The following is a 24285-nucleotide window of genomic DNA, read 5'->3' on the forward strand; positions in this document are numbered from 1 at the left end:
GCCTGTTCTCGATCCTGGTGTAAAATGTGAGATTAAACCTGGGAATATTTCAAGATTAAAAGCATTTTTAAACTGGGTAAATTTCAAGGCCCAGTTTAAAAATTTCCCAATTTTAATTAATAATTCTAAACCCACATTTCCTGCACCTGAAAACCGCTACAATCTTCTATTTTTAATTGTTAATTATGCAGAAATAGCTTTATGGCTGACTCTATTGCTGAGCGTGAGCTGGCTGTTCTTTTGCTCAAAAACACAAGCGGCGATCGCTCTGTATCCGCTGGAGTATCTGCCTTTTCCTCTGATAGTTTGGGCTGCCCTGCGGTTTCAGCCGGCGGGAGCGATTTTTGCTTATTCGATCGTCTCTTACATCGCGATTTGGGGAGCAGTACAGGGAGGCGGCCCGTTTTTGGCCAAAAGCGATAATCCCAAACAGGCGGTTTTATTTTTACAAGCTTTTACCGGTACGATCGCCCTTGTGGCTCTGATGTTGGCCGCCGCCGTAGCAGAACGCCAGCAAGCGCTCTTTGAGGTGCGCCGCACGGCGGCCCGGCTGCGCGATCGCGAAGCTAGTTTAGCGAACGCTCAGCGCATCGCTCAGTTGGGAAATTGGGATTTAAATTGCGCCGCCCTCACAGCAACTTACAACTGCCAAGAATCCGCAGAACATCATATATCCCATATCGAATTGCGGTGGTCAAACGAACTTTACCGCCTCTTGGGTTTTGCTCCTGGAACTGTCAAACCGACACCATCCGTTTTTTTGCAAGCTGTACATCCAGAAGACAGAGAATTGGTGGCGCGATCGCAGCGCCAAGCTATGTTGGAACGCCAAGCCTATTGCATTAACTACCGAATTGTGCTGCCAGATGGCTCCGAACGCACTGTCTGCGAACAGTCGGCAATTGAGTCAGGGGCGATCGCCGCCACAGTCCAAGACGTTACCGAACGCCACCGCGCGGAAACAGCTTTGCGGGCGTCCTCCGATCGCGATCGCTTGCTCTCAGAAATCGCCCTGCGAATTCGCAACTCTCTCGACCTCGAAGAAATTCTCAATACTACTGTTGCCGAAGTCCGGCAATTTTTCAAGGCAGACCGCGCTTTTATCGGTATTGTGGACGCGGACGGGGTACATCTTCCTAGCCCGGTGTACGGCAAGGTTGTGGCCGAGTCTGTGGGCGCTCAATGCCGTTCTCTTTTGGGGTGGGTACTCGCTGACGAAAATCACCTCGAAAGCCAGAAAACTTTTTATGCTAACAACCGCGTCCGAGCTATCTCCGATACTGCTAGCGTTCAACAGAGCGTTCCAATTGCCCAATTGTACAGCGACTATCAAATTCGCGCGACGTTAAATGTGCCGATCGTCCTGGGGGATGAATTGTTCGGAATCTTGGCCGTCAACCAGTGTTCGGGGCCCCGCCAGTGGCAGGAATTTGAAATTGATTTGTTGGAAAAACTCGCTACTCAAGTGGCGATCGCTCTACAGCAAGCCCAACTTTTGCAGCAGGTAAAAGCTCTCAATGCCAACTTGGAATCTCAAGTGGAGGAACGCACCCGCCAACTACAGCAAAAAATGCACGAGTTGCAAGAAAGCAACCGCCTCAAAGACCTATTTTTGCACGCAGTTTCTCACAATCTCCGCACTCCTGTGATGGGAATGTTAATCCTGCTGAAAAATTTGCTCAACAAATCGCCTTCTGACTCTCTACAAGATGTTCCGGTTTCTCGATCGATTTTGCAGCGCATCGTTCAAGCCAGCGAACACCAGTTGACTATGGTTAATTCCCTGCTCGACGCTCACGCTAGCGAAGTGAAAGGTATTGTTCTCAATACTGTACCGCTGCATTTGCCGTCTTTAGCTTCAGCCATTGTTGCCGGCTTAGAACCCCTGCTGGCCAAAAATCAAGCCACTTTGACGTTTGAAATCCCGGCGGATTTGCCACAAGTCAATGCAGATCGCCAACACTTGCAGCGGGTGCTAGAAAATCTGCTGACTAATGCTATTAAACACAATCCTCCTGGAGTCAATATCAGTTTTAAAGCCGAGGTAATAGAAGTTGAAAAAAAGGTAAGTTTTGAAGAAAATTCCCAGGCTTTAACATCGCAAAATAATCAGATCGCCCGCTGTATCGCTAACCGGGCCTTTGGTGGGGGCGATCGTCCTAGGATGGGCGAAACCACCCAGAAAAATCAGGAAACCCTGGCCAAATTCAACCTCGACGGCAGTTGCAAAATGCCTCGCTATCAGGGCCAAATTGGCAATATCGGCAGCAAATTGCCGGGTGTCACCGTAAAAATGGTTCGCTGTACTGTAACAGATAATGGAGTGGGAATCAGCGCCAAACAGCGGGAATCTTTGTTTGAACTTTACGTTCAAGACCCTAATAGCCGACAATTAACAGGGTTGGGTTTGGGATTGTACCTCTCCAAGCAAATTATCAAAGCTCACGGCGGCTCGATCGGCGTCGAAAGCACTCCCGGCGGTGGTTCGACTTTCTGGTTTTCGCTACCTGCTGTCAACTCGGACGAGACCTCTTTCTCAATCTAAAATCTAAAATCTAAAATCTAAAATGGTATGAACTATTTGGGCAATGCAAAATCAGTTCAGGGGTTAACGGTTTACGAGGTGTGGCGCGATCGCTTCCTCCGAGATCGGCTGCGCCCTGCTGTCGGAATTGCCATCTTTTTTGCCTTCACAATAACTGTCTATTTTCTGGGCGATAGATTCTTAGCTCGCCAGGATTTTGAAAGTGTTTATTTGTACACTAGCGCTGCTGTAGAATTTGGTTTGTTGACCTGTTTTGTATTGCAAAAAACCTCCTTCGGACAGCGCTATCCCGGTTTGCTATTTTTGGGTTTTTCGTGGTCGCTGACGGTGGTTGTACAGATTGGGCTAGCTGTGGCACAAGTCGGGGACTTACCAATTTTTACCTGGAGTTTAGCGTTTCTGATCCAAGCTACGCTGATGCCCGTCCGCTGGCGCCTCCACTTAATTTCTCAACTCGGCGTTTTGTGTTGCCACGTCGGGATAAATTTGGTTTTAAATCTAAGTTTTGCTAAGTATACTGCTTTTAAGTTGACCGGGTTGTACTTATATTTGTTTTGGTTTTGTTTGATTTGCGATTTGTCGGTTTATTGGTACGAATGTCTGCAACGGAAAGAGTTTAGTACCAGGCGCGAGTTGGAATCTGCTTACCAGCAGTTGGAGGCGGCGGAGGCGAAGTACCGCAGCATTTTTGAGAATGCCGGCGAGGGGATTTTTCAAAGCACTCCCGACGGCCGTTATATTACTGCCAATCCAGCTTTGGCGCGGATTTACGGCTGCGATTCCCCGGAAGAAGTGACGGCAAAGTTTACTGATATCGATCGGCAGTTGTACGTCGATCCGGCTCGCAGAAATGAGTTTTTGCGATCGATCGAGGAAAGCGGCACAGTATCGGATTTTGAATCTAAAATTTACCGCTGTGACGGCAGTATTGTCTGGATTTCCGAGAAGGCGCGGGCGGTACGGGACAGCAGCGGCGCCCTGCTTTATTATGAGGGTTTAATTGAGGATATCACGCAGCGCAAACAGGCACAAGAATCGCTGCGGCTGTTTATCCACGCTCTTTCTCACGACTTGCGAAACCCGGTAGCGGGAATGTTAATGGTGCTGAAACATTGGCAGACGAAAACCGGGGATTCGATCGCAATTCCCCGTTCTATTTTGGAGCGGATGATTCAAGGTAGCGAGCAGCAATTGCGCTTGATAAATTCGCTGTTGGAAGTTCACGCCGGGGAATTGCGCGGTTTTGTTCTGCACTGCGATCGGGTAGATTTGAGGGCAATAGTTGAAGAGGCGGCAACCGATTTAGAACCTTTAATGAATGAGGGTAAAGCTACTTTTAAAAATTTAGTTTCGGATGATTTGCCAGCAGTTAATGCTGACAAAACTCAGTTGTGGCGCGTATTCTCTAATTTGATTGCTAATGCTTTAAAACACAATCTTCCGGGACTAAACTTAACAGTTTCAGCTAAAGTAATTCATGCGGAAAAATCTATTTTCAATCAAAACGCAGCGAAACATAAGAGCGAGAAGTTACGAATTCCCCCCGAACAATTCCCCATTCCCCATTCCCCATTCCCCATTCCCCATTCCCCAAGTAGTATGATTTACTGTACCGTGGAAGATGACGGGGCGGGAATATTGCCGGAACAGTGCGAACATCTTTTTGACCTTTACGTTAGGGGCGATAGAGCCCGACACTCCGTTGGTTTGGGTTTGGGTCTATATCTTTGTCGGCAAATTATTGGTGCTCACGGCGGCCAAATAGGGGTAATTAGCACTCCCGGTGCTGGGGCAAGTTTTTGGTTTACTTTGCCCCTGGCTGAGAATTTTAGGTAATTTTTTGGTATTTTAAATTACATTTAATCTAGCAATTGTGCCAAATATTTAGAACGTTATTAATTGCTGAAACCATTGCCAAATATGCTTCTTCGTTCTGCAGTGGCTATACTTGTGTTGTGCCGTCGCAGGTTCTTTTTGAGTGCTTCAAGCCAAATCTATCGCTCGGAATATTTCGATCGGACTATTGATATTAATTTAAAACCGTGGTATAGTTACCCAAATGTTTTTAAAGGAAAAATAAATTTCCGATCTTCACATTTTCTTTAGAAACATCATTTAATCTAGAAAATCTCTAAAACTAGATAAAAAATATGCAATTTATGTTTGTCGAGCAAAGCTCAGAAAATACAGCTAAGTACGACTCAGCTAAGTACGACTCAGCTAAATATAACGAGCGGTCGTTCTCAACTTTAATTCGGACTCTCCGTCTTTCCCAAGGTTACTTTTCTTTCGTTTTAGTCAACTGCAACTCGCTGGCTTTGCGGCAGCAAATAGTCGATCGGCTGCAAGCAAATTGTCCCGTGAAACCGCGACAACTGTTTTTGCCCAAATCGGCGACAACTCTCTACACGACAATCGCAGCAGAAATAGATGGCGAAAAGCCTCCAGCTTTAATGCTCCTCGGTTTGGAATCAGTGGAGCCGATCGATCGATTGCTCGTTTCTACCAACCTATTATGCAGCGAATTCAGCAAAAAATTTTCCTTTCCCCTCGTCTTTTGGGTGACGGATGAGATCCTGAGAAAAATCATTCGCACCGCCCCGGATTTATACAATCGAATGACGACAATTAGATTTATCAGTAATTAGTAATCAGCCCATCGATTTTAGATTTTAGATTTTAGATTTTAGATTTTAGATTTTTAACAGTCAACAGCCCATCGATTTTAGATTTTAGATTTTAGATTTTAGATTTTAGATTTTAGATTTTTAACAGTCAACAGTCAACAGTCAACAGTCAAAAGCCAACTGTCAACTCTCAACAGTCAACTGTTAAATTCCGCTTCCCAAATCAGGACTAATTCTCGCGCCGCCGCAGTTCCCTCAGCAGGAAAACTTGCCAAAAAGTCTTTATCAGCCCCCACGTCGTAAGGCCCTTCCTTAAACTCCAAAATCACAGTATCCTGTGTCAAAGCTACTAACGTTTGACACTCTCCGGGCTAAAGCCACGGAGATTCTTAAGACTTAAGTCTTAAACGCGCTGTCAAATCGCATCTACACGCTCGAAACAACTACTTGGACGAGAAGTATTGCTGTTGCGCTTACTTTTGTTTTTAGATCGCTTTCTGATTCCATCAATAATCCAGTTAGGTACGCTCAACGACTCACTATTACGTGTTTGGACAGGCTCGGCATTGCCGAGTAGCGATCCAACCCAGGAGTTTCACCTTATGAAATCGTTTCAACACGTAGATGGTTGTTCTTACTTGCCTGTCTAAATTATAAACTTTAGCTGAGGATTTATTAGATATTTTAACAAAGTTTTATAATTAAAGCCGTCAAGCTTATGACGGGGCTTCAAACCCAATTTTTTGGTGAACAAATGGGCTAGTCTGGGATCATCGTTATCAGCATCTCTTGACACATGGAAATCGCAACTCAGGTGCGTATCACTAAGGCAATGCGTTTGTCAAGTATCTTTAGAAAAAGTATTAGCCCGATCGCCCTTTTGACTATTCTAGTCTGCGCCAATACCGTTTTTGCATCTGAACCGACGGCGGCACTGTTGGTTCAGCAGCAATTCTCACAGCAGCAACTTAAAGAAGAAATTCGCGATCGAGTTCAAGAAGAAGTTGACATTGCCTTCGGGCGCACGGCGGTACTGCTTAACGGGCTGGTAATTGCCCTAACTTTGTTTCCGGCAGCAGCCGGAGTCGGGGTTTGGTTTCTGTTGAGCAAATTGTCCAAGCAGACAACAATTGCCCGCCAAGAAATTGAAAGTCTCCATTACGATACAATCTCTCAATTAAAACTATTAATTTCCGACGCTGAAACTATCTTAGGCGAAATTCAACACCAAAATCACTCGGCAGAGGCAGAAACAGACCTTTTATTCCCCGATGCCCAAATTCAAGAATTTGCTCCGGTTAACTATGGCAATTACCAACAGCTATTGACGGCCGCCGACTATGCTAAACAGGGAGATGCTTGTTTCTTTGAAAACCGTTATCAAGATGCGATCGCAGCTTACGATCGGGCCCTGCAAATTCAGCCGGATTTAGCCGATACTTGGAATAACCGAGGAGTAGTGCTCACGAGAATGCAGCGGTATCCAGAGGCGATCGCCTCCTACGAACAAGCTACTACAATTCGCCCCAATTATCCCGATGCTTGGAACAATCGAGGCGTGGTATTGTTGGAGTTGCAGAAGTACCAGGAGGCGATCGGCTGTTACGAACAGGCAATTCAAGCCAAACCCGATTATGCCGATGCTTGGAACAACCGAGGCGTTGCGTTTTCCAAAATGCAGGAGTACGAACAAGCAGTAATTTCTTACAATCAAGCCCTACAAATTAAAAATGATTATACTGACGCTTGGAACAATCGAGGCGTTGCACTCTCCAAATTGCAAAAATACGAAGCTGCGATCGCATCCTACGACAATGCGGCTAAAATCCGGCCTGACTTTTACAGAATTTGGTACAACAAAGCCCGATGTTATGCACTACAAGGTAAAATTGAATTAGCCATTGAAAATTTAAAGCGCGCCCTCAATCTCAATCCCAATGTGTGTAAAGAGTTGGCAAAAAGTGAAGCTGATTTGGAGAAGATTCGCGAACACGACGCATTCAAGCAGTTGATTAATTGATCGGAACTAAGTAGATGAGTGGGAAAATACATACAGCCTATTCCAGGTTTATGGAATGTAGGGACAAAGGTTTTCGCCGTTTCCCTACGGAGATATGACGCTAGGCGGGGGTACTTCATAAGCGTGGAATCTGCTGTAATACCAATTTTAAAAAAGAATGCAACAGTATTCTTCTTCCCCCCGCAATGCAGCGGGGGGCTAGGGGGGGTCGAAGAGTGTTGCACGATTTTAGAGAATTAGTATTACTTCTGTTTGATTACTACCAAAGTAATGTCATCAAATACTTTTTGCTCCCCGATGTATCGTCGCACGTCGTCAATAACCGCTTGCTTGATTTCTGCTGCTGACAGTTCCCTGTTAAGGACAACAACTTCAATCAATGGCTCGATACCGTATTGATTTTTCTTCATATCAAAAGCTTCGGTAATTCCATCTGTGTAGAGTATGACAACATCCCCCGAATTCAACTGTATTTCAGTAGAAGCAATGAAATCGGCAATATCTGCTTCCAAGGCGATGGGAAACCCTAACTCGATGGTATCAATCCGCTCTACTTCGCCGCCGTCACGAACGACAATCACCTCTTCGTGCTGTCCGCTCAAATGCAGGGTGTTGTCCCGATATTCTAGCAAAGAAAGGCTCATATTTTTACCGGAATCCATGCGCTCTACGTTATCAAAAAGCGTTTGGTTGACTGTCTGTAATAATTTAACGGGGTCGGTTTCCTTGTGAACCAGCAAAGTGCGAATTGCTGTTTGCGCCATAATCATTAACACGCCGCTTTCTAAACCGTGTCCTGTCACGTCGCCGATCCCAATGGTGGCTTTACCGCCGTGATTTAGTACGTCGTAGTAGTCGCCACCAACTTCATCAGCCGGTTCCATGAATGCAGCAATTTCTAGCCCTGCAATTGACTCTAATTCCTGCTGTTGAGGCAAAATCATTTGTTGCAGGCGGCGGGTTACGTCTAGTTCGGCACTCATGCGAAGGTTTTCTACTTTTAGCCGTTGGTTCAAAACCAATATTTCTTTATTAGCTTGGGCTAATTGTGCGGTGCGTTCTTCTACTTTTTGTTCTAGGGTTTGATAAAGTTGGGCATTTTCTAAGGCGATAGATGCCTGGGAAGATAGGAGTTTTAAAACTTCTATTCGCGCTGGGGTAAATACTTTTTCTGCTAGGTTGTTTTCTAAGTAAACTACGCCCATGAAGCGACCTTGATTGATGATGGGAGTACAGAGTATGGATTTGGTTTGATGGGCAACAATATAGGGGTCTGCGGCAAACATTGCCTCGGTGGTAGCATTGTTTAAGACGGCAGGTTTTTTGGTTCTTTCAACATAGTTGATGACGCTCATGGGGAGGATTTCGGGGAGGGGCAGATGGGGGATTTGTGAGAGGGTGATGTTGTCGCCTTCGACTTGTCCGACGGCTTCTACGGTGAATGTGTTTGAGTGTTTGAGCAGCAAATATCCGGTTTGTGCGCCGGCATTTTCTATGGCGATTTTGATTAGTTTTGCTAGCAATTCACTGAGGACTATTTCACTGGAGATGGCTTGGGCGGCTTTGAAGACGGAGGCTAAGTCAAATCCTTCTGAATTGCCGCTGCTGGTGATGATGGTGGCTAAGGTGAGGCTGGTTTCTGGGGGTTTTTGAGCGTTGATTTTGGCGAAGAATTGCGGATATCGGGTTTCTAAGTCTTTGACTTTGGCTTTGGCTCCCCAGCGGATGTAGCAGTAGTATGCTTCTAGTAGGAAGAAGCGGGCCATGTTTTCTTGGCCGCGAGTTAGGTGAAATTCGCCGGTGAGTTCGTTGGCGAGGGCTTCTTCTTGGGTGTATTGCTGTTCTCTGGCTCCGGTGATGGCCGCATCGTAGAGGGTGAGGGCTGCGGGGTAGTCTCCTAAAATTCGGGCTTTTTCGGCTTCTACTAGCTCGTATTTGTGTTGGTAGTTGGCGGGGCAATTGTTAGCCCAATATCTCATTGTTTGTTGATTGGTGGCTACTTGTTCGAGATATTCTGTCTGTTCGGTTTCGCTGACGTGGGGATATTGAGCGAGGAGGCTGAGGGAGTAGTAAAAGTTGAGTTGTGCTGTAGCCATCAGACTGCCAGCAGGTGCTTTATATTTATCTGATTCTCGAGCATTCTCAACTGCCGCTTCTGGTTCTTTAAATAAATATGAAAGGAGGGTTTTAAAATAGTATAAAAAAAATAAGTTAAAATAGTTATTCATTTGTAATGCAGCTTTAATAAAAACTTTTTCATTATATTCATCACCAGTTAACTCAGTTGGTCGGTTTGAGTGACCCAGCAAATTCAAAATAAACTGCCGAATCCTATTTAAACCTTCAATAGAATAATCTTGTTTAAGATTTTGAATCAAATAAAGATATTCTCGACTTTCAGCTTCTAGAGATTCTAAGTCGCCTCCCAAATACAATTTATGCTCGTGATAGCTCAAAATTGCATAGCCGGCATACTCTAAATTTCCGGTTTCTAACCCACTATTAAAAGCCTCTTGCAAATAGTCTATGGTTTCCCTAACATGGTTTTTCCAGTGTTTAATAAATGCGTTAAAGCACTGTAGAACAATTGCTTTTATTTTTTGGGCATTAAATTGGTCCAGCAATCTTAAAGATAACTGACCAAATCTATATCCTGAGTCAATATCTCCAAAAGCACTCAAAAACATACCATAATTAACGTAAACGCTAGCAGCTAAAGGAGGATTGCCGTAATTTAAACAGATATCTACCATTGCAGATAAAAGCCGATATCCTAATGCAGGATTCGTCATATAAGAAGCAGGATTAACTTTTAAAAGAATCAAAATTGTGGCAAACTGATAAGGATCGGTCATTTCGGGAAGGTCTGCTAAATCCTCAATTTGTTTGTTTTCTTCTGCCAGTTTTCTTAAAATTGCCTGAATCAAAATTCCGGGAGATTCCGACATTTGAGACAGCGATACTCCCAATTTTTCCAGAACTTCCAGTCCTGTCTCTATTGCTTCTGAAAACCTATATTGAGAAATATAAGACTGAATTTTTACTTCGTAAACTTTCACCCTATCTAAAAGCGTTTTTGCTTCTTGTAACACAATTTCTAAAAGCTGCTCTGCCTGTTCAAAATTGGCGTTTAAATATTCAGATTCTACGGTTTCCACATAAATAGGCAGCGTTAAGTCATAATCACTCTGCCAACTATCGGCAGCCAGCAGTCCCAAACTGATATTAAAATAATTAACCGCCGCTTCAAAAGCTGCGGATGCTTTAGCTTTTTGACCTGCAATCAAGTTAAGTTCTGCTAACAGGTTTTTGTCTGACTGGGTAGCTAGTAGCGGTAATTCTTCTGTGGTTGTCTCTATGCCAAAATTCAATTGATTAACCAGGGCAAAAATATTGTTTTTGCGTTCTTCTGCTGTGGTATTTTGCAGCAGCAATTGACCGATTTGGAAGTGAGTTGATTTTTTATCGGTTTCGGGAATCAGAGAATAGGCAGATTGCTGCACTCTGTCGTGCAAAAATTTGTAATCTACTTTCACATCTTGCAGTCGCACTGATTCAGATTCCGACTCGACAAATACCAACGGAATTTTGTAGGCTTCCGACAGGGGCAAAATCAAACCCGCCTGAAGCGCTGGCCACAACTGCGCCCCCGTTACTAATTCTGATGCTTCGTTGACAATGGCTAAAACATCTAAGTTGAAAGTGTTGCCAACGCAAGCGGCAAGTTTTAAGGCTTTCTGAGTAACCTCTGGTAGCTTTTGAATGTTTCTAGCAATGAGTTCGACCACATTTAAATCGGTAATGCCAATGGCTTGGATTGCCTCGATATCCCATTGCCATTTATCGCTGCTGGCTTCATAATGCAGCAGGTTTTCCAAGGCGAGGGTTTTCAGCAGTTGGGTTAAAAAGAAGGGGTTGCCTTGGGTTTTGCTAAATAGGAGTTGTGAAAAGGATTGAATGCGTCTTGTGGCTGCCGATTCATTGAGAGTATCGGCAATCAGTTGGCTAACATGATTGATGGCTAAAGGTTGGACGGTGATGTTGTTGAGATTTGCCCCGGATTCGCGGATTTTTTCTAAGGTTTGAATTAAAGGGTGAGTGGGGTTGACTTCGTTATCGCGATATGCTCCAATAATTAACAAAAATTGGCTGTCAGAGTCACTCATCAGCAGTTGCATCAGTTTCAGGGAGGCTGCATCTGCCCACTGTAAGTCATCTAAAAACAGGACAACGGGGTGTTGGGGCTGACAAAAGACTTTGAGGAATTGTTGAAAAACTCGATTGAAGCGGTTTTGTGATTCTGTTGGCCCTAATTGTGGCACTTCTGGCTGCGAACCGATAATAAATTCTACTTCGGGGATGACATCAATAATGACTTGGGCATTGGGGATGAGGGCATCTAAGAGTTGATGTTTCCAACTGGCAATTTGGGCGGCATTTTCTGTGAGTAATTGGTTAATTAAGGCTTGAAAAGCGGTGATGATGGCTGAGTAGGGAATGTTGCGGTTAAATTGGTCGAATTTGCCGGAAATGAAGTAACCTCGGTGGCGGACTATGGGTTTGTGGACTTCGTTGACAATGGCGGTTTTGCCTATGCCGGAATAGCCGGAAACTAGGATCATTTCGCTGCTGGAAGGGGAAGGGGAAGGGGAAGGGGAAGGGGTAAGAGTTGATTCCTCGGTTTGATCCCCCCCGGCCCCCCTTGATAAGGGGGGAGTAAGAGTGGAGGAGGATTCTGCTTCTGAAGCATGGTTTTGAACCCCCCCGGCCCCCCTTGCTAAGGGGGGGGTAAGAGGTGTTGGGGTAAGAGGGGATTCTGCTGGTTCTAAAGCCCCCTTAGTAAGGGGGTTGGGGGTTAGAGATGTCGGGGTTATAGAGGAGTGGCTAATTCTTTCAAAGGCGGCTAGTAATTCTATTACTTCCTGTTCGCGGCCGTAAAGTTTTTGTGGAATCAGAAGTTGGCTACCTTTGTCGCGGGTGGCAATGGCAAAAGGTGCTATTGTTCCTGTAGCAAGCAACTGATTTAAACAAGTTTCTAAGTCAAATTTTAATCCCGCTGCGCTTTGATATCTCTCTTCGGCGGTTTTGGCTAAGAGTTTCATTACAATATCAGAAATAACTTGGGGAATTTCTCTGATTTCACAAAGTGGTAAAGGCTGTTTAGCTAAGTGACAATGTATTAATTCCATCGGCTCGACCGTGGCAAAAGGTAACTGACCCGCCAGCAGTTCGTATAAAGTCACTCCTAAAGAATAATAGTCGGTTCGGTAATCTACGGAGCGGTTCATCCGCCCCGTTTGTTCTGGGGAGAGATAGGCGAGAGTACCCGCTAGTTCCGAGGGGTTGCTCACAGATTGATTTTCTTGTTGCAGGCGGGAGGAAATGCTAAAGTCAGTGAGTTTGACTTCGCCTGTGGTAGAGTTAATAATAATATTTCCGGGTTTAATATCTTTGTGAATAATCGAATGGCGGTGCAAGTAATCTAAGGCATCTATTAAGACACTGGCAATTCTCAGAACTTCTGTTAAAGGGAAGGTTTGGTTAGTAAGTAACTGGTCGAGAGAGGAGCCGCCAAAATCTTCTAAGATTAGGGCAAAGCTATTGCGATAGTTTTCTAGGCTATAGACTTTGGTGATACTAGAACTGTCTAGGGGTTGGGCAATTTTGTATTCATTTCTGAGGCGGGTGACTTCTTCCAGAGTTGGGTACTCGGATTTGAGAAGTTTGACGATAACGGGTTGCTGGTCTGCTTCGCGGTAGCCTCGATAAACCAGACTTTTTACGCCGCTGTGAAGTTCTTGTACAATGCGATATCCGTTAAGTCCGAGCATAGTCCGTGCGCTATTTGGTATTGTACTTGTTAGTGATATTAACCTATCGGGAGTGAAAACCACTGTATCATCAAGAAAATCCGTAAAAATTCACATTTTGCACCACGATAAAAAAGCTGTAGGGGCGGGTTCACCAACAATATTTGGTGAAAATCAACCATCTGATAAACCCGCCCCGGCCGGAATATTATGATGGTCAATTCATCGGATAGGATATGACATGAAGCGATCGGGAGATTTGCCGCCCAAGTGGGGGCGGGTTTATGAGATAATCGATCTTAACCAAATATTGCTGGTGAACCCGCCCCTACAACATTTAACATAATACAATCAGCCCTGCCGCGGTCAATAGTTGCCAATCGAAACTGTAGAGAACGCATCTGCTATACAATAACAGCAAAATCTATATTTCCCGCAAAAGGGAGCTAGGAGAAAATTATGGCTTTTCCCCAGGATTGGAGAAGTTGGGAAACACAAATAGCCCGACTGATTGGTCAAGCATGGTTGGACGAAGCTTTATATAATCGGCTACTCAACGAGCCCGCAGCCACGCTGCGAGACAATGGGTTAATTTTGGAAGATTTCGTAGAAGTCCAAGTAAATCAGGCTCCCGATGCAGTTCCCGTCCTTCGAGGTACTGAAGGGGAGACAGTGATTTACGAAATGCCCCTGCCTCCCAAACCCGATAATCTGACAGACGCAGAGATTAGCCGTTGGCTTGAGGGACGGTCTGAAAGATTCCCAGGCGGAATTATTCGGCTCAGTTGCTAAAGTCCCTTTAGCTTCCCCCAAGCTGCATCGGTAGCTTGCCAGTTTTTTAGCCCCGCTTGTTACTCGCAGCGGGGCCGCTTCAGAAGAGTTGGTGTTTCCGCAGTTGACAAGCGGATGAGGCTGTTGTACTGTATCGGCATTAATTGCCAGAACAAGATTAGGTTGATCTAACAGAGGAATATAATTATGTCAGTTTTGCAACAAGATTTGACGGCGAGCGAACAGGAAATGTCAAAGGCGATCGCCCAAGCTTGGTTAAGTGGAACTCTATAGTCACAGCGGGGTCTCTCGATGAGAATTAGCTTTTCGGGCGATCGACTATATTTTATGTATAAGTTTAATTTTTTAAGATATGGAAACCGTAGGTATCGATAAAGATTGAGTGAGGAGGCGATCGTACAAATAGTTGATGAAACGAACGAATTGTGGTTTTCTGTTGCTAGTATTTGGGAAATAGGTATCAAAGTTGCGATCGAGATACAGCATATTCCATGTATATATGGTACACACAATCTTGTCGTAGGTAAGGTGCGTCGCCACCAGTCAATCTACAAGTTCCATTTAACTTCTCACAGCGACGCACCCTACAGAAACTTAAGCTTTTAGTCCGGCAGTCCTCTCGCTCACCCGGCAGTCCGCCAGGGGTTGAAACCCCTGTCTCATAGCGAAAGTCCTCTGAAAGAGGACTGAAGAACTGATTAGATCGGGTTCGGGTAACTGCTGATAATATTATGTCCGGTCGATCGCTAGTAATACAAACCTAACTTATTGTAATTGTGCGATCGGACATGATATTAGTCCTCTTTGAGAGGACTTTCGCTATGAGGCAGGGGTTTTAACCCCAGCCGGACTGTCGGTTGTATGTTAAGATCATTTGTTAATAATTATCAAGTATCTCAGCGAACTCGCCCCGGCTTTGATATTATCCTAAAATCTATTCAAAAATTATATTAAACACCATTCAGGATGCTCTACCAACCAAAGTTTAAAAATTGCTTCACCGTCGAAATCATCAAATCGGTAGGAGTATTCCTGATCTCCGAGTCAGATTCCTTCGTCCTCTCAGGCCACCTTTACGAACTATTAACCCCCTTAATCGACGGCCACAATACCTCCGATGAAATCGTCGCCAAACTGCGAAATCAAGCCTCACCCGCAGAAATTTACTATACCCTAGCCCTGCTAGAAAAACAAGGCCACCTCATCGAAAACGACACATCCCTCCCCGAAGAAACCGCCGCCTTTTACACTCTCTTAAACATCTCCCCCCAGCAAGCCGCATCCCGCTTGCAATCCCTGAAAGTTGCCGTCATTTCCTACAGCCAAATCCCAGCAGAAACTTGCATTAGCGCCCTAGAAACCCTCGGTATTCAAGTCTCAACCACCGCAGATATCACCCTAATCATAGCCGACGATTACCTGCAACCAGAACTGGGAGAATTCAACCAAAAATCCCTTCAAACAGGCCAACCTTGGCTACTCGTCAAACCTACAAGTTCCACAATTGCGATCGGCCCGATTTTCCACCCCGAAACCACCGCCTGCTGGGAATGTCTCGCCCAACGCCTGAGAGCAAATCGCCCCACCCAAAGCTTCATCCAGCGTCAAAATAACTACTCAAAACCCTTATTAAATCCCCCATCTTACCTACCTTCCACCTTACAAATGGGTTTAAATTTAGCCGCCACAGAACTAGCAAAATGGATTGTCCAAGGCGAAAATAAAAATTTAGAAAATACAATAATTACCTTTGACACCAAAACCCTCAAAACCACCAATCACACCATAACTAAACGCCCCCAATGCCCCGAATGCGGTCTACTTCCGCCCCAAGAAATCCAGCCCTTTGTCCTCCAAAGCCAGAAAAAAACCTTTACCGCCGATGGCGGACATCGCGGCTTTTCCCCAACCGAAACCCTGCAAAAATTTGACAGCCAAATCAGTCCCATAACCGGAGTTGTGCGCGGTTTACTCAAAGTTCCCCAAACAGCCAATGCTTTAACACCGAACTACTTAGCCGGCCACAATTTCGCTACGATGTTCGATGACTTGTACTTCCTCAAAGAAAACTTACGGGGCAGAAGTGCCGGCAAAGGCAAAACCGACGAACAAGCCAAAGCCAGCGCCTTGGGAGAAGCCATTGAGAGATATTCCGGCGTATTTCAAGGCGACGAAATTCGACAAAAAGGCAGCTATCAAACAATGGGAGAAACCGCAATTCACCCCAATGATTGCATGGGTTTTAGTGAAGTACAATATAGCACTCGCCACGACTGGAATAGAACCTGTAAAAGCTTCTTTCAAAGAGTCCCCGAACCCTTCGATGCCGGCAGAGAAATTGACTGGACACCAATTTGGTCATTAACTCATCAACGAGTCAAATATTTACCCACAGCTTACTGTTATTACGGCTATCCCAAACCCGAAAAACCCGACTGTTGGGCGGACTCCAACGGTGCCGCCGCCGGCAATACCAAAGAAGAGGCAATTTTGCAAGGGTTTATGGAATTAGTGGAGCGAGATAGCGTTGCTTTGTGGTGGTACAATCGGGTTAAAGTCCCCGCTGTTGATTTAGATAGCTTTCACGATTCCTACATTCAAGAACTCAGAAACTATTATCAAAGTATAGACCGCACTCTGTGGGTTTTAGACCTCACCAACGATTTTAACATCCCCGTTTTTGCCGCCCTTTCTCACCGCATCGACAGAGAAATCGAAGATATTATTTTTGGTTTTGGCGCACATTTTGACCCCCAAATTGCCCTGTCTCGCGCCTTAACAGAAGTCAATCAATCTTTACCCGCAGTATTAACTTTTAACAGCGATGGTAGCACAAATTACGGAGTTTCCGACGGCCTCACCGTTGAGTGGTACAAAACCGCCACCCTAGAAAATAAATCTTATTTAACGCCCGATACTTCCCAACCTTTAAAATTACTATCTGACTATCCCCACTTAGCCAGCGATGATTTAAAAGCAGACGTTGAAAAGTGCGTAAAAATAGCTGAAACATTAGGCTTAGAAACCTTTGTTTTAGATCAAACCAGGCCCGACATTGGCTTAAATGTCGTCAAAGTTATAGTACCAGGAATGCGGCACTTTTGGAAACGCTTAGCAGCAGGGCGACTTTATGACATTCCCGTGAAATTAGGCTGGCTAGATGCACCCATCCCCGAACACCAAATCAACCCATTCCCGATATTCTTTTAAGATTAATTATGAGTGAAACCATCCCCCAAATTATCCTAACTTTTAAGCCAGAAATTTCTATAATTGAGGATGCCGAAAAAGGCTTAATTTTAAAAGCCCCCTACATCGACTTTAACCTCAACAAACTCTCTCCCGGAATTGTCGCGGCGATTAAAGTTATTTCTACCGAAGGCGCAACGGAAAAAGCCCTAAGTCAACTGGTAGTTGCTACCGATGGCAGTTCCGCCCTCGCTAAATTCTACTACTACCTAGAACAATTTGTCATCCTGGGTTTAGTTTACCATACCTTAGAAATAGACGGCAGTGCGATCGCTACAGCCGTCCCCATAGCCACACCCTATAAATGGCAATTATCAGAGACAATTACTGATAACAACTATCAACTTTCGCGCTTTGCCTATTGCCACTCAGAAAAATCCCATTTAGTTGTCGAATCACCCCTTTCCAAAGCGAAAATTATCCTCGAAGATTGGCGCAGTGCAGCTTTAATCAACGAACTTTCGCAACCTAAAGCCATCTCCGATTTAACCAAAATTCCCGGAATTTCTGAAGCCACGGCCCGATTATTTATCAGCTTTTTGTTAACTGCTGAAATGCTATCACCTATTAACAATGATAGCACCTTAGAACAAAGTGAAACTCTAACTCAATGGGAATTTCACGATTTATTATTCCACACCCGCAGTCGCGGCGGCCGCCATTCCAATCTAATTGGCAAAACCTTCAGATTTTTAGGACAAATCGAACCCACACCCGTACTCAAAGCCAAACCATCCAACGAGATTATCAATCTTTATAAACCGGACATCGACAGTTTAAAACAAACAGATAGACCTTTTACAGCAATTTTAGAATCAAGAAAATCCATTCGGCAACATGGAGAAAAGCCGATTACGGCCGAACAATTGGGAGAATTTCTCTATCGTTCCGCGAGATTGCGCGAGATTGTCCCCAGAGATAACATGGATTGCAGCAATCGACCTTATCCAACCGGAGGCGCTTGCTACGATTTAGAGATTTATACAGCTATCAGTCGCTGTGAAAATATTGAGGCTGGCTTGTATTATTATGCACCCCAAGAACACCAACTTTGTAAAATTTCTGGGAAAACCAAGCAGGTAGAAGCATTGCTAAAAAGTGCAGGATTGTCAGTACAGATAGAGGTAGAACCACAGATTTTAATTCTGCTATCCTCTCGGTTTTCGAGAGTAACTTGGGGCTATGAATCAATGGCCTATAGCCTAATATTAAAGCACGTTGGGGTTTTGTATCAAACGATGTATTTAGTGGCAACAGCCATGAATCTCGCGCCGTCGGGAGTTGGCGGGGGAAATTCCGAGTTATTTGCAGCAGCGGCAGGATGCGATTATTTTGCCGAATCCTCAGTGGGAGAGTTTATCTTGGGGAGTCGGTGATTAGTTTCCATTGGTGTCAACTTAAGCTGTCAGTCCGCCCAGTTCTTTCGTCCGCCCGTCAGTCCGCCAGGGAATCAATTCCACGGGGCTTATAGCGAAAGTCCTCTCAAAGAGGACTAATAGACATCTCCAAAAAAGCGAGTTTTGAACAGGCAAGATGCCTGTTCCACAAGAAATATGGTCGAGGTAGAATGAGTTTTTCAGTCCTCTGAAGAGGACTTTAGCTATTAGCCAGGGACTTAAGTCCCTGGCGGTCTGGGGAACAGTAAAATGAATTTTACGACCCCAAATCATAACAGGCTGGCAACCATGCAGGCCGGCTCAAGTTAAAGTTTTCCTCTAACATTAATTCTGCACTATTCAGCGCTCCTTGCACCCATCCTTGCATATTTGAATAGGCTTCGCCGCAGACATAAACATTGGCACCACGAATCGGATGCCGCATCTGTTTCATCACTTCCCAAGGCTGACAGCGGGGGTTCCAAGAGTGCCACCCACCCCCGTAGGGATCTTTTTGCCAGTCGATATAAAGGGCGGTATAGGGTTCTGGAATATCTGCTAAATTGTGTAGGGCTTGGATTTGTCGCTGGGCCGTCCGTACCATATTCTGAGAAGGAACTAAGGGGTCTATAATAATAGAACCATCACTTTTCATAAAAGCTCTCAATTCCAGTTTTTCGCCTCGTTCTCCGCGAAAAGCTGGACGTTTTTCTGGGTTATCTGGATTATAGGCCATCGTTCGCCAGAAACCCGCAGCAATATTATCAGAAAAAACACTTAATAATAGGGAGTTGTGATTGTTTGGGTCGCCCCTTTGGGCGCTTTCTGTACCGAAGTAGTAACACTTTTGCATCGGCAAATCTGTAGCTGAAGTACCACCGTGAATATCTAGTTCGTGCCACCAAGGATGATGATAGCCGAGGAAAAGTTTGTAAGCGGGATCGCCGCTAACGGTTTGGATATTATCCTGAAAAGTTGAATTGCTAAATAGGAAATTCTGCTGATTTTCTACGGCCAACAGTTCTAGCGATCGCTTCGGCATTGCTAAAATCAGATGTTTCGCCAACACGGGCGGGAGGGAACGGCCAGCCCGATCGACAAAATTTAACTTAATCAGCCCTTCAGAAGTGCGATCGAAGGTCTTTAAGCGATGATTTAGGCAAACTTCCCCACCCTCTGTCTCAAATTCTGTCGCGAGGGTTTTCGGTAATGTTTGGTAGCCATCAACCATCATGTACCAAGTATCGCTGTAGGGAAGAGATATACTGGTTGCGATCGCGCTAGCCGCATTCCAAGTACCCAAATCCGAATAGAAAAAGCCCGTATCCAAACAGAGATTGTAAGCCTCGTTGCTAATTTCCTTCAGCAACACTTCCCAAATACTCAAGTCATACAAGTGTTGACCGTCAATTTTCAGCGTTTCGCGATCGCGCTTCCAACCATCGGAAGCAAAATATTCAGGAGTTAATTCTTTCCCTGGAATCGCCCGCCCAACAGCCAAATCGAACAATTCCTCATAATTTTTACCTGCTTCATCCGGCCGTAAATTATAAGGTACTTTATCCGGTTGGTTAAATTCACTCATCAACAAATGGCGATCGCGAACATAAGCCCGTACTCCCGGACTGCTAAAGTCAACAACCGCTGTCTTCAGGTTCAGCAACTTAATCAATTCCCAGACAATAGCCTGAGATTCCGTCACATACATCCCACCCAACTCAGCCTGAACGTGAGGCATCCCTGGCATTGTCATTGATAGTAACCGACCACCGATGCGATCGCTCAATTCATAGAGACGAATCTTAGAAGATTTGTGATGAGATGCTAACCGCCAAGCAGCGTAGACCCCAGAAACGCCACCACCCACCACTGCAACATCAATCATTTGATTTGGCTTAACTGCACTATTACTCATAAGTTCTTAGTAAAATTCCAACCTAAAAAATTACTTATCGATCGGCGTCAGGACACTCCAAGAGCCCATTAGCGTCTACTTAGGAATGAGAATTAAATAACTTACAAGTTTGATGGTTCTTGTGGGATGGGCGTCCCGCCCGTCCAGAAAGGGCGGGCGGGACGCCCATCCCCTACTCCCCACTTTCAAGAGTGTAAATTATTTAATTCGCGATCCTTAGCGTCAAATGACATAAATAGAAAAAACCCTCGTAATATAATCAGTCATTGGCAAATAGTAATTCACCTCAATTTGATATTGATTTTACGGCATTGCATATTTTTGGAACGACTCTTATAGCCACGCCGAAAAATAAGGGTTTTCAGGTTTGAAAAAACATCAAAATCATCCCGCAAATATGCAACGCCTCACTTTCAACTACAAATATTTCTGCAACAGCAAACCCATTTTCTCCTTAGTGGCAGCAGGCACTCGATCCAGCCGCGTCAGAATTGCATATTTCAAAGCTGAATGTGCATCAGATACTGGGGGGTTTTCTGTTAGTCTGCGGACTGTTTCTTGAATGACTTTTTGAGCATTCTCTGCATTGCGGTGCAAGTTGGCAACTACCATTTCTACGGTTACGCTGTCGTGATCTTCGTGCCAGCAGTCGTAATCGGTGACTAATGCTAAAGTTGCGTAGGCAATTTCTGCTTCTCTGGCTAATTTCGCTTCCGGCAAATTTGTCATCCCGATGACTGTCGCCCCCCAACTGCGGTAAAGGTGGGATTCTGCTTTTGTGGAAAATGCGGGGCCTTCCATGCAGACGTAGGTGCCGCCCCGGTGGAGGGTAACGTCGGGGAGGTTCAAGGATTCGATCGCACTTGCTAACACTTTAGCCAATTCGCCGCAAACCGGATCGCCGAATGTGATGTGACCGACTATTCCTTCTCCAAAAAAGGTAGAAACTCGATTTTTTGTGCGATCGATAAACTGATCCGGCACTACCATATCTAAAGGTTTCGCCTCTGTTTTCAGGGAACCAACCGCCGACGCTGAGATTAAATACTCAACTCCCAAACTCTTCATTGCATAAATATTTGCGCGATACGGCACTTCTGAGGGCAAAAAAGTGTGGTTGCGGCCGTGTCTAGCCAAAAATGCTACCGGCGTACCGTCCAATGTTCCCACAATTGCGGAATCCGATGGTGATCCAAAAGGTGTATCAATTTTCACCTCTTCAATATCCTTGAGGGCCTCCATTTTATACAAACCGCTGCCGCCGATAATTCCGATTTTTGCTTGTGCCATTTTTACCCTCTGCTTGAGTTTTACAAGAGTAATTCTATTGGGCCATCGTTAAGTTGACGTAAAGATAATTAAAGATTTCGTGACAACAGTCACCCTGCATACACTATTTTGTCACTAAAATTATGTGATCGTAATCACAAAGTAGCTTCACAAAATCTTTAAAAATAAAGATACACAGTTCTGTTATCAACTTTTAGCGTGTTAAGACCATGACAGTCAGCTCTGCTAACCTCCCCAAAATCTCGATCGAGGCGATCGTCCAGCGCATCTTTGCTTTCCGTCAAATTACCCCCCTTGACAGACGGCTGCTGAAATCAGCAATGCTAGCCCAGAAAGGTCTAAACGAAAAAGACCAGTGTCACATCAACCGAGTTTGTCAGGGCATCCAAAACGGCTTGATTTTAGTTGTAGAATAAATTTGCAGCACTATCTCTGGCTAGCTCAAGAACCTGTTTGAAAATTTGTGTCTGAGTCTGTATCTGCTAAAACTGCGTTCGAGCGCTGTTTTACTATTTTTCGGCGAGCGATTTATCAACATCACAAATAATATTATTTACATCTTATCGATCGAGATTCAACAGCCAAAAGCCTGTATAAGTCATGCCACTATCATCGGGCTGGACTAACAAAAAATGTAATCCTTTACTTAATTGCTTGCGCTGTTGGTAAATTTGGGCCGCGGCTTTCACCTCGCTATCTTCAAAAGTAGCCACAACCCACCTATCTACTAACCCAGCTTCCAATATCAATCCGTCTGGTTCTCCAGCAATATAATTCAAAGCAAAAGGTTTGGCATCCTGAAGCCATCTAGCCAAGCGCATAGACTGGCGTCCACCGTCAATAACAACTCCCGGTACGGGTACTGTTGAGGCCAAGCCCAAATTCAGCGGTAACAGTAATTCTGGCATTTCCAAAATTGGCAAGGGACGCCCTTGGAAAGCATCTTCAATGTCGCCGGCGGGTAGGGAAGCAAAACGCCAGCCATCGCCCCAGAGGTTTTCGGGTAAGGGTACGGGCGGCGGCGAGTCAAGGGCGATCGCACTGTAAGTTTCACCTGTATAATTAGGCATACTAAAATATTCTTTTGCGCGTTGTTGCAGCAACAATTTCAGAGTCGCAGTGCGGCGAGTCGCTTCCACCTTGACACCCAAAACTTTGCCCGCAGCCTCAATTAAGCCCAGAGACTGAGGCCTAAATACTTGAATTAAATCTGGCAAATTCTGGGTTTGAGCTTGCTGCTGCAACTGCGAGGCTAGCCAATTAGAATTTGCGTCCCCCTGGCTGCAAACAGCGCTAAATTGAAAACTGCCTTCCGATTCGCAAATTAAGAGTTCCCACAGTGGTTTACCAGTTTCGTCTTGCAGAGGGCGGCGGTAAAAATCGGCTTGCCAAATACGCATAAATAATTAAAATTCAAAATCTACAACTCGATCATTTTAATATAGCTTGGGGACGCTGCGATACAATACCGTACTCTGAAAAAAAACTTCGAGCGATATCTTCTAAGTTCATATTTAAGTTTTATTTCAATATCTAACACCATTTTTCAAAAAAAATCCAACTCGCCTCCCCGCGCTCCAAACTCTGATAGTTATCAGTCATTCCCCAATCTAAAATTTAAAATTGACAAGATTGCAAAAATAATTTGGACGGGCTAGAAGCCCATCCCACAAAAAAAATTGTGGGATGGGCTTCTAGCCCGTCCAAAACTTTGATTAAAAGGACTTTGGCAATCTTGTCTAATCTAAAATGGTATAATAGATCGGTTAGCCATTGCCCAATTTATTTAAGATAGCGAACCAAATACATATCCAACTCTCCTTTATTTTTAGCATAAATTTTGCCTCGGTATTCGCATTCAAAAAAATCTCTAACTAATTCAAAGGTTGCATGAGAGATATTGATATTTCCAGGGACACCGGAAGATTCCATCCGAGATGCAGTATTAACTGTATCTCCCCAGACATCATAGGAAAACTTTTTATTGCCAATTACCCCAGCCAGTATTGGGCCTGAATGAATGCCAATGCGGATATCCCAATAAGCAATGTTTTGTTGAGCTTTCTGTATTTTTCGCAAATCCATGAACTGTCGAATTTCTATGGCAGCAAGTACAGCGTCAAAGGCGTGTGTTGGGCGAGGCGTAGGAATTCCCGCCGCACACATATAGCTGTCGCCAATAGTCTTCAGTTTTTCCATAGAGTATTTATCCATCACGCGATCGAAATAAGAAAAACAATAGTCTAGTTCGTCAACTAACTCTCGCGGGGTCATTTTTTCAGATAACTGAGTAAAGCCTTTAAAGTCAGTAAATAAAACCGATACGCTATCATAATAAAGTGGTTCCACTTTGCCGTTATTTTTGAGTTCCTCGGCAATTTCAACCGGGAGCACATTCAACAGTAGCCTATCGGATTTGTGCTTTTCGGCATCGAGTTCGGAATACAGCCTATTTATTTCTTTAAAACGTTCAGCATTGCGGATGGCTGAGGATAGTTGCAAAGCCAAAAGATAGCCTATTCGCAAGTCTTCTTGAGTGTAAGCTCGCGGCTTGGTTGTGGCAAAATTAATGGTTCCTAAAACCGTATCGGCTCAATAAGTAGGGGTAGCAGTTATTCTAGTTGCCACCGACTTGCCCAAGGGATGAAGAGAAGATTTTTC

Annotated in this window: 14 protein-coding genes; 8 read left to right on the forward strand and 6 right to left on the reverse strand. The window is 44.7% G+C overall.

Annotated elements, in window-relative coordinates:
* The 3 genes from QUA50_RS08540 to QUA50_RS08550 form a co-directional block, all read left to right on the forward strand.
* Positions 1-2545: ATP-binding protein (locus tag QUA50_RS08540; RefSeq protein ID WP_333265732.1), on the forward strand; the 2545-nt coding region annotated here is incomplete at its 5' end.
* Between the two features lie 27 nt (positions 2546-2572).
* Positions 2573-4381, forward strand: coding sequence for a PAS domain-containing sensor histidine kinase (locus QUA50_RS08545; protein WP_333265730.1), 1809 nt, complete (start codon positions 2573-2575; stop codon positions 4379-4381).
* A gap of 314 nt (positions 4382-4695) precedes the next feature.
* Entirely contained in the window at positions 4696-5193 is a 498-nt protein-coding gene (locus QUA50_RS08550) for a hypothetical protein (protein ID WP_333053893.1), read from the forward strand.
* Between the two features lie 176 nt (positions 5194-5369).
* On the opposite strand, the gene QUA50_RS08555 is transcribed toward QUA50_RS08550, so the two are convergent.
* The gene (locus QUA50_RS08555) at positions 5370-5516 is read right to left on the reverse strand and encodes a hypothetical protein (protein ID WP_333053892.1); all 147 of its coding nucleotides are present in this window, start codon (positions 5514-5516) and stop codon (positions 5370-5372) included.
* 452 nt (positions 5517-5968) lie between these two features.
* On the opposite strand from QUA50_RS08555, the gene QUA50_RS08560 reads away from it, so the two are divergent.
* Positions 5969-7192: a tetratricopeptide repeat protein gene (locus tag QUA50_RS08560; protein WP_333053891.1), complete on the forward strand. Its 1224-nt coding sequence runs from the start codon at positions 5969-5971 to the stop codon at positions 7190-7192.
* Positions 7193-7434: 242 nt separating this feature from the next.
* Here the strand turns inward: QUA50_RS08560 and QUA50_RS08565 are convergent, their stop codons facing one another.
* Positions 7435-13023: a protein kinase domain-containing protein gene (locus tag QUA50_RS08565; RefSeq protein WP_333265728.1), complete on the reverse strand. Its 5589-nt coding sequence runs from the start codon at positions 13021-13023 to the stop codon at positions 7435-7437.
* Between the two features lie 438 nt (positions 13024-13461).
* On the opposite strand from QUA50_RS08565, the gene QUA50_RS08570 reads away from it, so the two are divergent.
* The 3 genes from QUA50_RS08570 to QUA50_RS08580 all read left to right on the forward strand — a co-directional run bounded on the left by QUA50_RS08570 (position 13462) and on the right by QUA50_RS08580 (position 18419).
* Positions 13462-13794 carry a hypothetical protein gene (locus tag QUA50_RS08570; RefSeq protein ID WP_333053888.1) on the forward strand — a complete coding sequence of 111 codons (333 nt, stop codon included), beginning with the start codon at positions 13462-13464 and terminating at the stop codon, positions 13792-13794.
* A 966-nt stretch (positions 13795-14760) separates the two neighbouring features.
* Complete coding sequence (locus QUA50_RS08575) at positions 14761-17004, forward strand: TOMM precursor leader peptide-binding protein (RefSeq protein ID WP_333262959.1); 2244 nt, start codon at positions 14761-14763, stop codon at positions 17002-17004.
* An 8-nt stretch (positions 17005-17012) separates the two neighbouring features.
* Positions 17013-18419 carry a SagB family peptide dehydrogenase gene (locus QUA50_RS08580; protein ID WP_333265726.1) on the forward strand — a complete coding sequence of 469 codons (1407 nt, stop codon included), beginning with the start codon at positions 17013-17015 and terminating at the stop codon, positions 18417-18419.
* Positions 18420-18696: 277 nt separating this feature from the next.
* Here QUA50_RS08580 and QUA50_RS08585 read toward each other — a convergent pair whose 3' ends face one another.
* Both QUA50_RS08585 and QUA50_RS08590 read right to left on the reverse strand, forming a co-directional pair.
* On the reverse strand, positions 18697-20334 hold the full coding sequence (locus QUA50_RS08585; protein ID WP_333265724.1) for an FAD-dependent oxidoreductase: 1638 nt from the start codon (positions 20332-20334) through the stop codon (positions 18697-18699).
* A 417-nt stretch (positions 20335-20751) separates the two neighbouring features.
* Entirely contained in the window at positions 20752-21624 is an 873-nt protein-coding gene (locus tag QUA50_RS08590) for an S-methyl-5'-thioadenosine phosphorylase (protein ID WP_333265721.1), read from the reverse strand.
* 209 nt (positions 21625-21833) lie between these two features.
* On the opposite strand from QUA50_RS08590, the gene QUA50_RS08595 reads away from it, so the two are divergent.
* Positions 21834-22040 (forward strand): hypothetical protein, encoded by a 207-nt coding sequence (locus QUA50_RS08595; RefSeq protein WP_333069727.1) that lies wholly within the window; start codon positions 21834-21836, stop codon positions 22038-22040.
* A gap of 144 nt (positions 22041-22184) precedes the next feature.
* On the opposite strand, the gene QUA50_RS08600 is transcribed toward QUA50_RS08595, so the two are convergent.
* Positions 22185-23024 carry a Tab2/Atab2 family RNA-binding protein gene (locus QUA50_RS08600; RefSeq protein WP_333265718.1) on the reverse strand — a complete coding sequence of 280 codons (840 nt, stop codon included), beginning with the start codon at positions 23022-23024 and terminating at the stop codon, positions 22185-22187.
* Between the two features lie 382 nt (positions 23025-23406).
* A complete protein-coding gene (locus QUA50_RS08605; RefSeq protein ID WP_333265716.1) occupies positions 23407-24150 on the reverse strand; it encodes an adenylate/guanylate cyclase domain-containing protein in 744 nt (247 codons plus the stop codon).
* Between the last annotated feature and the right edge of the window lie 135 nt (positions 24151-24285).

Origin of the sequence: Microcoleus sp. M2_D5, from assembly GCF_036701935.1 — a bacterium.
In the GTDB taxonomy this organism is placed as follows: Bacteria; Cyanobacteriota; Cyanobacteriia; order Cyanobacteriales; family Microcoleaceae; genus Microcoleus.

Bases quoted from the DNA above. Each gene is read 5' to 3' on its own strand.
- QUA50_RS08570 (WP_333053888.1), top strand. From the start codon at position 13,462: ATGGCTTTTCCCCAGGATTGGAGAAGTTGGGAAACACAAATAGCCCGA.
- QUA50_RS08580 (WP_333265726.1), top strand. From the start codon at position 17,013: ATGAGTGAAACCATCCCCCAAATTATCCTAACTTTTAAGCCAGAAATT.
- QUA50_RS08575 (WP_333262959.1), top strand. From the start codon at position 14,761: ATGCTCTACCAACCAAAGTTTAAAAATTGCTTCACCGTCGAAATCATC.
- QUA50_RS08545 (WP_333265730.1), top strand. From the start codon at position 2,573: ATGAACTATTTGGGCAATGCAAAATCAGTTCAGGGGTTAACGGTTTAC.
- QUA50_RS08585 (WP_333265724.1), bottom strand. From the start codon at position 20,334: ATGAGTAATAGTGCAGTTAAGCCAAATCAAATGATTGATGTTGCAGTG.
- QUA50_RS08550 (WP_333053893.1), top strand. From the start codon at position 4,696: ATGCAATTTATGTTTGTCGAGCAAAGCTCAGAAAATACAGCTAAGTAC.
- QUA50_RS08600 (WP_333265718.1), bottom strand. From the start codon at position 23,024: ATGCGTATTTGGCAAGCCGATTTTTACCGCCGCCCTCTGCAAGACGAA.
- QUA50_RS08565 (WP_333265728.1), bottom strand. From the start codon at position 13,023: ATGCTCGGACTTAACGGATATCGCATTGTACAAGAACTTCACAGCGGC.
- QUA50_RS08595 (WP_333069727.1), top strand. From the start codon at position 21,834: ATGACAGTCAGCTCTGCTAACCTCCCCAAAATCTCGATCGAGGCGATC.
- QUA50_RS08560 (WP_333053891.1), top strand. From the start codon at position 5,969: ATGGAAATCGCAACTCAGGTGCGTATCACTAAGGCAATGCGTTTGTCA.
- QUA50_RS08590 (WP_333265721.1), bottom strand. From the start codon at position 21,624: ATGGCACAAGCAAAAATCGGAATTATCGGCGGCAGCGGTTTGTATAAA.